Source organism: Nitrospirota bacterium, from assembly GCA_030684575.1.
GTDB lineage: Bacteria > Nitrospirota > Nitrospiria > Nitrospirales > Nitrospiraceae > Palsa-1315.
Window position 1 is genome coordinate 1 of record JAUXVD010000010.1, and the last position, 12,513, is coordinate 12,513.

Genomic DNA, 12,513 nt, shown 5'->3' on the forward strand with positions numbered 1-12,513 from the left:
TCTGGACCGCCAAAGGCGACGGCACCTTTGACGTAGCCACCTTCCGTCCTTGGGAGGGCTACGGTATGAATCGCGGCACCTGGCTCACCGGCGATTTCAATCAGGATGGTAAGACCGACCTGGTGCATGCCGTGCAAGACACCGACTACGTCCACATCTGGACCGCCAAAGGCGACGGCACCTTTGACATAGCCACCTTCCGTCCCTGGGCCGGCTATGTCATTTCCACAGGGAGATGGCTAACCGGAGATTTTAATGGGGACGGGAGAACGGACCTCTTCCATGCCATCGAGCAAGCAGGCTACGCAAACATCTGGGCGTCACGTGAGAATGGTGGATTTGACGTCACAACCTTTTCCCCCTGGCAAGGCTACGACGCTTCAGACGGCATATGGGTAGTTGGCGATTTCACCGGCGACAAGATGTCTGACGCATTTCATTTTCGCCACGGAGTTAAAAACTCTGTTCTCTGGGTATCCACCTGGCCACGACAGAATCAAATTTTCCTTGAGGGCATAGAAGTGACACAGTCGATCCAACGAATGGATAACAGCGTGCCCCTCATTGCATGGAAGGAGACGGTTGCCAGGGCTTATTTTACCGGCCTATTCCAGAATCCGCGACGGATCGACGCTACATTGAAGATTAAGCTCTCCGACGGAACGATCGACTACCTTGTGGCGACGGGAGCGGTCGTAGATCCGGCCGATAATTTTAATCTCAAACGGAAACGCGAAGCGCCCCTCTCGAGGCATAAGAGTCTGGTATTCCCGCTTCAAGCATGGCTCAAACCCAACACGCGATGGGCCAGGCCAGGCATGAGCGTAACCCTTACCATTTTCGAGGTACGGGACAGCGACACGGGCTCTCTCATAACCTGCTCCAATTGCAACACATCAGTAACCGTCCCTTTCATCGATTCTGCTCCTCTGGTGGTCGATCTCATTGGCTTCTACTCCGACAAATCGACAACCGCCATCCTCCCAAGAGATCTGGATAAGGCGCTAGTTAGTTCTTGGCTCGGTCGCGCCTACCCCACCTATTACGCCTTTGCCTCGGCGAGAGAAGTGCAAGCGACAGACAAGGATTTCAATCCGACTGGTCCTTCTGATTGCCGATCAGTACTCCTGGAACTTGAGACGCTCCGTGCATCCGACGCATTGTCTAATGATCCAACCTATACAAACTATCGGAAACGATACTACGGCCTTGTCTATGATCAAGGAAGCCACGACGTCGAAGCTACAAGTTCCAAAACGTTCATATCCGGCTGCAATGGGGGAAAGATTGAACCAACTCAGCTGGTGAAACTCCCGGTCGCAGCTGGCTCAACGGGTCGATGGAATTGGAAATGGGATAACGATACACCAAGCGAGACCTCCTATGGAGACTGGTACACGGGCCATGAGTTGGGGCATACCTTCGGACTCTCCCATGTCGATGCGCGCCTGCCACTCCGCGATGAAAAAAATACGAGTTGCGATGACCCTTCTGAACCTCACGACCCGTACCCGTTCAAATTCGGGCAACTTTCCCCTTTCATTGATCCGACTCTATCCGATGATTCTGGTGATTTCGTTGGATTTGATACTGGTGCGCAGGCGATTGCTGCGCAGGTGGGAGACCCGTACCAAGGAGTGGCCATGCAAGTGTTGCCCGGAGAGACCTACCATGACGTGATGACCTATTGCCGGTACAAATGGCTCAGCCCTCGGACATATCAGGTTATCCAAGATCGACTCAATTTTGAGAAAAAGTCGGTTGATGATATCTATGCCTTTAAGAAATGGCTCCGAGACATTATCGAAGGCATCTCCCCTCACGGCGGACGATTGGACAGCAGTGAAGGAAGCAGCAGGCCTTCGAAGAAGGATCCGGTAGGCCCGCAAGCGATCATCGGCTCTGCCGATGCCCAAACAATTAAACTGGGACACACAGAACCGCCCGCAGTGGTGCGAGGCAGCGATACTCCATCACCTATGCGTCAGGGACGGGATCTAAGACCTGAGCCATTGGCCCCAGCCATGGCTCAGGCGCAATCAGCGATGTCCGCACCGGCAAGATCAATTTCTCGAGCTGAGCCGGCCACGTTGTCCCCTGCTTCAATCCGATATGGTCTTGTGATTGTAGACAAGAACGCGGCTCCCATCCCCGTGACACCGCCATTCGACGTGAGAACAGGAAACCTGGTCCAAATCATCGCGTCAGTCAACTTAACCCAATCCAGCGGGGACTTCGCATATGTCACGCGCGTGTCCGAAGCCGTCATTCCGCGGTCATCAGAAAAGACTGATGCATCTATTCGCATGCTCGATGCCGCATGCAAAGCCCTCAGCGATGACCATCCAGTGCCGGTCGGTTGGATACAACACGAAACGCCCGCAAAGGAGAAAACGGGATTGATCGACGCCGTGGTAGAGTTGCATCCAAAAACAGCTTACCTGCAACTGGTCTGGACAGGAAAACCCGTCTCGACCCGCGCCGTGAGCGCCAATGCGCCGAAGTTCACATCGATCACGCTCCCGAAAGAGCCGTTTCACAAGGATGCCGTGGTGACATGGGTAGCCTCGGACAGTGACGACCAGGCCCCCGAGCTTCCAGGATGTGTCGATCCCCCTGCCAAACAAGTGCCCTTGAGCTATAGCGTCTTACTCACACGCGACGAAGGCCTGACCTGGGAAACGATTGCCATGGGCCTCACAAATCCCTCACTACACCTCATACCAGATCAGCTTCGCGGACTTTCGAGCCTCACGATTCGCGTATTTGCGAACGACGGGATCAACAGTGCGAGCAAAACGAGTACGACCTTAGAGCTTGTGAAGCAGTAGGCACAGATCGTGTTTGGATTCGCTCTGGCAAATGAGAGAAGACACCAAAAGCAACAGAGGATTCAGATTATACGGGTCACGAGGGAAGCTTCACAGTCGGCTTAAGAATATCTCACCAAGGGGGGCAACGCGATGAATGCTAAAAGCTCGGTTTTGCTCGTGTTCGGGTTCGCCTCGTTATCGTGCTTCTTTTCTCAGGCAGCCCAGGCTCAGACTGTGAATGTCACGATCCAGGACAATTCTGGTGCAGTCTGTGCGCTTCCTACAGCGGCTAAGACTGTCTTACTACCATCAACCCCTCCTGCTCCCTGCGCAGCCTACAGCGGCTTTTCGATTGCAGGTATCGGTGCCGGTGCCAGAGTCACTGATGGCGGCGCGAACGATGCAACCGAGGATGTGCTTCTTCTGCGCGGGACCGTGATCACGGCGACCGCGGCGAATGTAACGGGCAAGATTACCTTCTGGGCAACAGACTTTACATCCGGCCCGACAGGCCCGTCCAATTACGAGACCACGGCCAAAGGCACATTGACTCGGTCGAATGGGACAAGAGCAGCGAAGGATAGTTGGATCAAGATCAGCGGCTACTGGCAGCAGCTTAACTGGGACGAGATGGGGACTCAACAGTCCCACTATGTGTCTAGCGAACTTCCAGTGTCATACGGAACGATCAACAAAGCGACGGCGGAACTCTACAGCCCAAGCGTCACCAACCGCGGGCTCAAAGGCTATGTCGAGTTCTTCCTCAAGAACAGTGGGGACAAACTCACGTTTTCAGATGGGACAACCGATGGGGTGCGAGTGCGGTATGCGACTCCGGGCGGCGAAGGCAGTTGCCCTCCTGGCTTAACGTGCAACGAAGATCCAGAACTATGCCGTGCCGGCCCTCCGGCTTGCCCGGAAGGGTCTCAATGTCTTTCCTGCGTTAAAGAATCGGAGAGAACATGGTTTAGCAAGTGGTTGTGTAGCATGGGGATAAGATGCCCTGCTTGCATCATTCCAGACCTTGAGACCACGGGGGAAGTAAAATTTGAGAAGACCATCAAGAAATAGTAATTTTCGCCTGGCACAAGCGCATCATGCGGAGAATATGGTGAAGATTCTTCACGCTCTCCAAAGATCATGTTGTCCTTTGGTGCGGCGTATCGATCAAGCGATTTAAAGTTTCGCGAAAAAGAACTCCGTTGGTTTTTGCGTAGCACCTGGCAACCTTGTGGAATGGACGGCTTTATTTGAACAAGGGAGGGCCTGGACATGGCTCAACAGTGGCTGACATTCCCTGGCGCAATCGCGAGTCGGCTAGCTGCGATTACCATCGGAGTCCTGCTTAGTGTGACTGAAATTCTGACGCCGGTTACCAGCCAGGCGCAGATGAGATCGGCTATTGTGTCTGACGGAACTCTGCCTACACCAACCGCGGTGACTCAAGTTGGCAATGTGTATAACATCAATGGAGGGACAATCCGAGGGGGCAACCAGTTCCAGAGTTTTGACGTGTTTTCGGTCGGGACCGGTGATATCGCCAGCTTCAACGGACCCAGCGGTATTACCAACATCCTCAGCCGAGTCACCGGTCTTCAATCAGGGCTGCAACAGTCGCTCATCGATGGAACGCTGCAGACCTCGATACCTGGGGCGAATCTATTCTTAATGAATCCCGCCGGAGTCGTGTTTGGACCCAATGCCACGCTAAATGTGAGCGGTTCGGTCACCATCACCTCCGCCGACTATCTCCGGCTTGGAGAAACAGGCCGGTTCAATGCCACTCCAGGAGTTGCAGATGCGCTCTTGAGCGCCGCTCCCGTCGCAGCCTTTGGATTTATCAATCCAACTCCCGCTCCCATTACCGTGCAGGGAAGCTTTCTGAATATCCCCATTACAACAGATCCCGAAACGAGCCAACCCGTCGGCCACGCTCTTTCGCTCGTCGGTGGAGACATTACGGTCGCCGCTGATCCCTTAACTGGAACCCCCAGTTATCTTTCAGTCCCCAGCGGACAAATCGCTCTTGTTAGTGTCGCATCTCCCGGCGAAGTCCTCTCGCCATCACTTCAGAGCGGAGCGAACGTCACGATGGGAACGATCCGTCTCCAAGAATTTTCCATCCTCGATGTGTCCGGCAGCACACTCGAAGGCGATGGGCATGCAGGAACTATACGCATTAGAAGCGGGCAGCTCGTCATGGATAGCGCCATCATCCTTGCCGACACAGTAAGCGGTATCAGCGGGAACAACCTGGGGGTCAGTATCGTCACGCAGGGTGACGTCTTCCTCGCCAATACAAGCTTGATCTTGACTGAATCATTCGGAGCAGGGCGATCCGGAGACATCGAGATCAGTGCGCGGAATGTGACCATCGCAGACGGCTCGCTCGTGCAAACGATCACTACCGATGTCGGCCAGGGAGGAAACATTACCGTCAATGCATCGAATTCCGTGGCTGTAACCGGGACGGATAGCTCTGGGAATCCCAGCAACATCCAGACTCTTACCTTTGGCACAGAGAATGGTGGCTCAGTCAGCATTGTCGCTTCGTCGCTGAATGTCAGCGACAATGGATTCCTTCAGACGGCCTCGTTCGGGTCAGGGAATCCGGGGTACGTGTCCATCCTTTTAGGAAATGATCTGAATGTCACAAGCGGGGGCAGGATTTCGAGCGACGGCGGCGGAGTCACGTCCGGGAATATCACTATTACCGCTGATCAGGCATTCATTTCCGGGCAGTCAGACCAAGGTCGAAGCCGCATTGAGAATAAAAACGGGACAGAGCGGACTGGTAACATTGAATTTAATGTCCGTGATCTCATCGTGACGGATGGCGCCAGAATCAACAACGAAGGGCCAGGACAGAGCGGAAACATTACAATTGTCGCAACTGAGTCAGTCTCAGTTTCCGATCAGGCAAAGATTCGCATGGTAACGGATTCTGGTCCAGGAGGTGTCCTGGATATTTCTGCACCGACCTTTACCATGGATCAAGGGATTCTCCAGACGTTGGCTGTCAGGTCCGGAGACGCGGGAGCAATCACCCTGAATGCCGACAACGTAACGCTCAGGGGGAGCCAAATCAACAGCCAAACGGTGCAGGGCCTCGGAAGGGGCGGAGACGTGACAATCAATTCAACCAATATGGTCAAACTATTTGGACAGTTTACCGGCAGTGAAACAGACATTGCAGGTCCGGCAGGCATTTTCACGACAACAGCAGGGTTGGGAGCTGAGGCCGGTTCCGTTCTTGTGAAAGCAACGGCCGTGGAGCTTTCTGAAGGAGCCAGAATAAATAGCAGTACATTTGGCGCTGGCAATGCAGGGACTATCACAGTGCAAGGCCTCGCCAGCCCGGCTGATTCCATAACCATCAACGGCTCTGGTAGCGGCCTGTTCACCGATACACAAGGGTCTGGCGCGGGCGGCAACATCACCGCCTGGGCGAATCAGGTGCAACTCTCCAACGGCGCGACGATCTCATCGAAGACCAGCGGCTCGGGGAACGCTGGTAACATTCTGGTCAAGGCCAACGATGTTGCGATGAGTGGCGGCGCGACCATCACGGCCGCCTCGACCGGCGCCGGCAACGCCGGAACCGTAACGATTCAAGGCACGAACAGCCCGGCCAATTCCATCGTCATCGCGGGCGTTGGCACCGGCCTCTTCACCGACACGCAGGCCACCGGCGCGGGAGGCAACATCGATCTCAACGCACGCACGATCACCCTCCAGAACGGCGGGACAGTCTCGGCCAACAGCTCCGGTACCAACACTAACGCCACAGGCGGCTCGATTACGATGAACGCAACGGATCAAGTCACGATGACCGGCGGCAGCGCGATCACGGCCACCAGCACCGGCCCCGGGAACGCGGGCAATATCTCGATCAATGCGGGCCAGCAATTCGACATGCGCGACAGTTCCATCAACACCGAATCCTCCCAGGCCAGCGGCGGGAATATCGATGTACAGGCGATTGCTCAGGTACGACTCGTGAACAGTACCATCAGCACCTCCGTCCTTGGCGGCAGCGGCAGCGGCGGAAATATTACGATCGATCCGAACGTGGTGGTGCTGCAGAACAGTCAGATTATCGCGCAAGCGATCCAAGGCGCCGGGGGGAATATTACAATCTTCACTCCCCTCTTCCTGGCCGACTCAACCAGCCTGGTGAGCGCCTCGTCGCAATTCGGACTGAACGGAACGGTGACGATCCAAAGTCCCACGTCTAATTTGAGCGGTAGCCTAGGGGTCTTGTCTTCGAAGACAGGCCAAGCCCAGGGCCTCGTGACGCAGCGCTGCGCGGCCTTGGCCAACGGACAGGCCAGCAGTTTCGTCGTCGCAGGGCGCGAGCAGTTGCCGGCCGACCCTGGGGGCTGGCTGACGAGTCCGCTGGCATTCGCCGGACTCGAGCCTGACCGGTTCTACAATGATGCCGTGGCCTCCGCACCAATGGCATTGACCATCCAGGATACTGAGATGGTCTCGCTCCGCCGAATCACTCCGCCCGGCTTCTTGCTTGCACACTTTGCCGAGAGCGAGGCAACCGGGTGCCGCTCATAGACCCGCACATCGCTCGATGCGTGACCGGGCTGGTATCCCGTCGAGCGGCGGGGTGGCTCATATGCGTTGGAGGCGCCATGCTAACGCTGCTGGTAGCAGCTTCATCGTATGCGCAACAGGCGCTCCCTCCGATCTTCGATCCGACTGGCCGATCAGGCGAGCCGCCTGCGCCGCTGAAGAAAGAGTTTACACCACCCCCCTCCGGCCCCCAGCCGGCCCTCCCGATCGTGCCAAGCCCTCCAGCGCGAGATGGAAAAAGTCCGCTGGGCCAGATCAGGGTCTTTGTCAGCTATATTCATGTGATCGGCAATACGGTCTTCACCGATGAGGAGCTGGCCGAAGTCACCGCTCCCTACAAGAACCGGGTGCTGACGACAGAGGATCTCGAACGCCTCCGTCTCGCATTGACCCTCCTCTATGTGAATCGAGGCTACATCACCTCCGGCGCAATCATCCCCGATCAAGATGTCACGTTCGGCGTGATCACCGTCCAGCTCATCGAAGGCACCTTGTCCCGGATCGACATCGAAGGCCACGATTGGTTCCGCGCCGGGTATCTCCGCGACCGCGTCGAGCGAGGCGCACAGACGCCGCTCCGGCTTGAGCCATTACAAGAACGGTTGCAGTTGCTGCAGCAGGATCCCCGCATCGAACAGATCAATGCCGAACTCCGTCCAGGCGATAAACGCGGCGACAGCCTCTTGCACGTGAAAGTGAAAGAGGCCAGTCCCTGGAAGGCCTGGCTGGACTTCAATAACTACCAAACTCCCGTGGTCGGCGCTGAGCGCGGCCTTGCGACGATTGCCCACCAGAACGTCACCGGCAACGGCGATGTCTTCAGCTTCACCTACGGCAAGTCGCGAGGGGTGAATCCTATCATCGATACCTCCTATGCGCTCCCGTTGAACCGATACGACACCACCTTCATCGCCTCCTACCGGCGAAACGATTTCCTCGTCGTGGACAATGCCTTTCGCTTTCTCGACTTGAATGCGGAAGCGGAAATCATCGGCCTGACCATCCGTCAACCGATCTATCGGACCGTCTCCGACGAATTCGCGATCGCAATCACCGGCGAACACCTCTACAACAAGATCACCTCGATCTTCGACGATATCCCAGATCAGCCGCTGCTCTTCATCCCCGGCTCCTCGAACACAGGGGTGAACACGGTGAGTGCGCTTCGCTTCACGCAGGAATATACGCATCGCACGTCGACCTCGGTGATTGCCGCCCGCTCTCGTTTCAGCCTGGGCATCGACGTCCTCGGCGCCACGATCAACGGTGGCCCCACACCCGACGGCCAATTCTTCTCATGGTTGGGACAGGTCCAGGCGGTCCGGCGATTGGACGATTGGTGGGGCATGCAGCTCCTGGGACAGATGAGCCTCCAACTCGCGAACGATCGGCTCTTTCCGCTTGAGCAGGTTCCTGTCGGGGGGCGATTCAGCGTGCGCGGGTATCGTGAGAACACCCTGATCCGCGACAACGCCTTTCTTGCCTCGGTCGAATCGCGATTTCCCCTGATGCATTACGGCACAGGAGAACCGCTCTTGCAGTTCGCGCAATTCGTGGATCTCGGACGGGCCTGGAATGCCAAAGGCACGACGCCGGATCCTCAAACATTGGCGAGCGTGGGGCTCGGCCTGCGGTGGAACATCCTGCCGCGCGATCGCGCGCGCTTTGAACTCTACTGGGGTGTGCCGCTGAATCATGTTCCTCACCCGCCGGGGAACTTGCAAGACCACGGCATTCATCTGCAATTCGTCGTGCAGGTTCTGTAACCATGAGGCTCGCCATGCCAGGCCCTGCGCACCGGTCCCTCTCCCCGACAAGGCTCCGCGTCTGTCTGTTGCTCTGCCTGGCTCTCCTGATCCCTACGATCACGACTCCGGCCTCCGCGCCGATCTCGCCTGCCGATGAGGCCATGACACAAGGCACGCAGGCCTTTCAGCGTGGCGCCTATGAAGACGCGCTACGCCAATGGAAAGAGGCTGCGCGGCAGTACGAACGTCAGGGCCAGGCCCATCAACAGAGCCAGGCCTTCGTGGCAGCATCTCGGGCGGCAGAATCCCTCGGCCAGACCAGGCAAGCCCTCCAACTCCTCGAACTCGCCTCGACCCTTGCGCAGAAGGAACCGGATATCTCCTGGCGCGCGACGGTGTTGGCGCAATTGGGACATAGTTATTTGACCGCACGGCAGCTGGATGCCGCCTCGACACATTTGATCCAGGCCCATGCCCTCACCAGAGACCTGTCAGCGCCGGCGCTAAAGGCGTCTCTCCTGAACGATCTCGGCATCCTCCATGCCCTTCAGCATCGTCCTGAGGAGGCCCTCGCCGCCTTTACGGAGACTACCAAGCTGGCCAAGCAGGCAGGGCTGCCCCTCGTCTCACTGCATGCCAGGCTGAATGCGGCACGCACACAACTCCAGCTCGAACAACCAACGAACAGCCGTCTGCAGATCGATCAAGCCCTTGAACAGGTCGATGCCTTGCCGCCTTCCCGCGACAAGGCCATCGCGTTCATGAATATCGGTCTTCTGTATCGTCGCCTGCTCCCTTCCCTCCCAGAGATCCGCACCCCGCTCCTCCTCCGGGCGGCAGGGGCGCTGCAGGAAGCGGCAAGTTTGGCCGAACAGCTGGGCGATGCGCGGATCCTGTCGTTTGCCCTCGGGCACCTCGGCCATCTGTATGAGTTGGAACAGCGGTTGGACGAAGCCCTCTCATTCACGAGGCGCGCAATCTTTTCCGCCCAATCGGTCGATGCACCGGAGTCGTTGTATCGCTGGCAATGGCAACTGGGGCGGCAGCTGGCTACCACGGGACAACTCGACGAGGCGATCGCCGCCTATCGGCAGGCCACCGACACCTTGCACCCGATTCGCCAAGCCGTCGCCGGAGCTGCGGCAGATGCCTCCTGGTCGGATGAAAATCCGATACGGCCATTGTTTTTTGAGCTGGCAGATCTGCTGCTCCAGCGGGCCTCGCTGACCGAAGCCCAGCCTGCTGCTACAGAGGATCTCTTAGCGGCCCGCGATGCGATCGAGGCCCACAAGGCCGCCGAGTTGCGAGACTACTTCAAGGACGAATGCGTCGATGCGCTGCAGGCCAAACTCACAAAGTTCGACCGCCTGGCGGCGAACACGGCCGTCATCTATCCCATTCTGTTCCCGACCAGACTGGAACTGCTGGTGAGCCTGCCCACAGGCCTCACCAGATTTGCCGTGCCGGTCGGGGCGGACATGCTCACGAAAGAGATCCGCCTCTTCCGCCGCACCGTCGAAAAACGCACGACGCGGGAATATCTTGCGCATGCCCAACAGCTCTACGACTGGCTGATTCGCCCGCTTGAGCCGGCATTGGCCCAACAACACATCGCCACCCTGGTCTTTGTCCCGGATAGCGCGCTCCGGACAATTCCCATGGCCGCCCTGCACGACGGCACCACATTTCTCATCAACAAATTTGCGGTGGCCATGACGCCGGGACTCAACCTGACCGACCCCCGCCCGATCGATCGCGAGCGGGTGAAGCTGCTTTCGAGCGGTCTCACGGCGTCGGTGCAGGGATTTCCTGCCTTGCCCTACGTCGCGGGAGAAATGAGCACGATTCATGACCTCTACCGTGGCGACCAATTACTCAATCGTGACTTCCTCACCAGCAGACTGGAACACGAATTGCGAGATGGGCAGTATGGGATTCTTCATATCGCCACCCATGGACAGTTCTCCACCGATGCGAATCAGTCCTTCCTGCTCACCTTCGATGGGAAACTGACCATAAACCAACTGGATCGGCTCATCGGTCTATTCAGGTTTCGTCGAGAGCCGTTCGAACTGTTGACCCTCAGCGCCTGTCAAACGGGGATAGGAGACGATCGTGCGGCCTTGGGTCTCGCAGGTGTCGCGATCAAGGCCGGCGCCCGCAGCGCGTTGGCGACGCTGTGGTTCATCAACGATGAGGCTTCGTCCGAGCTGGTCACTGAGTTTTACAAGCAATTGCGCAACCCCACCCTGTCAAAGGCACAAGCATTGCAACTCGCACAGCAAAGGCTCTTGGCAGATCGGGTCTATGAGCACCCGGCCTACTGGTCGGCGTTCCTCTTGCTCAATAACTGGCTGTGATTCACATGAGAGACATGGTAGAGTTCCGCCGAAGGCAGAGAGCTGTATGTTAGATGGGGGTCTCGTATGAGAACATCCGCTATCATAAGCAATGTGCTGGCCATCGTCCTCAGTTCGATCGCGTCAAGTGCAAGCGGAGGTGCCTGGCCTTTCGCCGACTCACTCCTCACCGCTCAAGCCGCCACAACCGATGAACCGCCGTTGCCGATCTATACCCCTCCGAGCGAGACCATGCCTCGAGCGCGAGTCGGCGGGAGCTTGCGAGGGACGGACGGGAAGGATCCTGAGATCGTGGCCCTCGTGCCCGACCATGTCGGCTTGACGGTGAAACAATCCCCTTCCTTAAACTGGTTCCTTTCGAAGCCGACAACCCTGCCCATACGATTCACGCTCATCGACGCCAGATCGGTCAAACCATTGTATGAAGGCCCGATTCCCACACCGGGTCAGGCGGGGGTCCAATCACTGAATCTCAAGGATCTCGGATTGGTGCTCGAACCGGACGTGCAATATCGCTGGTATATCTCCGTCATTCGCAATTCGAACTCCCCGTCGCAGGATATCGTCGCCGGCGGGATCATCGAGCGCTGTGAATTCAGCGCCTGCCTGGTGGAAACGGCCGTCGACCTCACCTGTGACCGGCAAAGCGTCCTGCGGAATGCCGTGCGAGGCTTCTGGTACGACGCCATGTCCTGCCTCTGTGAGATGATCGACGCAAGTCCCTCAGACCAGATCCTCCGGAGGCAACGTGCCGCGCTACTCAAACAGATCGGTCTCCATGAGGTGGCAGACTGGGATCTTCGTTCAGCTCAAGCCCCCATCCGCTAGCCCCATCCTCATCACCCCGATATTTGGTTTCTCTCGTAGGTGTGGTTGAACCAGATCGACCACTATCCGTCTCTTCGATCCGGTCAATCCAATTGGATTCAGCACAGAATCCTTTTCGATTCAGTCAAACCATTCATTCCTTCTCCAACAACCGCACAAGATCCATTTCTCGGGTAA

6 protein-coding genes are annotated in these 12,513 nt (G+C 57.2%); all 6 read left to right on the plus strand.

Annotated elements, in window-relative coordinates; translation table 11 throughout:
- On the plus strand, nucleotides 1–2,831 hold a 2,831-nt coding region (locus Q8N00_08425; GenBank protein MDP2382817.1), incomplete at its 5' end, for an FG-GAP-like repeat-containing protein.
- 132 nt (nucleotides 2,832–2,963) lie between these two features.
- Nucleotides 2,964–3,884: a hypothetical protein gene (locus Q8N00_08430; protein MDP2382818.1), complete on the plus strand. Its 921-nt coding sequence runs from the start codon at nucleotides 2,964–2,966 to the stop codon at nucleotides 3,882–3,884.
- 201 nt (nucleotides 3,885–4,085) lie between these two features.
- Nucleotides 4,086–7,382 carry a filamentous hemagglutinin N-terminal domain-containing protein gene (locus Q8N00_08435; GenBank protein MDP2382819.1) on the plus strand — a complete coding sequence of 1,099 codons (3,297 nt, stop codon included), beginning with the start codon at nucleotides 4,086–4,088 and terminating at the stop codon, nucleotides 7,380–7,382.
- A gap of 77 nt (nucleotides 7,383–7,459) precedes the next feature.
- Nucleotides 7,460–9,166 (plus strand): ShlB/FhaC/HecB family hemolysin secretion/activation protein, encoded by a 1,707-nt coding sequence (locus Q8N00_08440; GenBank protein MDP2382820.1) that lies wholly within the window; start codon nucleotides 7,460–7,462, stop codon nucleotides 9,164–9,166.
- Between the two features lie 14 nt (nucleotides 9,167–9,180).
- Nucleotides 9,181–11,508, plus strand: coding sequence for a CHAT domain-containing protein (locus Q8N00_08445; GenBank protein MDP2382821.1), 2,328 nt, complete (start codon nucleotides 9,181–9,183; stop codon nucleotides 11,506–11,508).
- A 66-nt stretch (nucleotides 11,509–11,574) separates the two neighbouring features.
- Entirely contained in the window at nucleotides 11,575–12,336 is a 762-nt protein-coding gene (locus Q8N00_08450) for a DUF928 domain-containing protein (GenBank protein MDP2382822.1), read from the plus strand.
- Nucleotides 12,337–12,513: the final 177 nt, after the last annotated feature.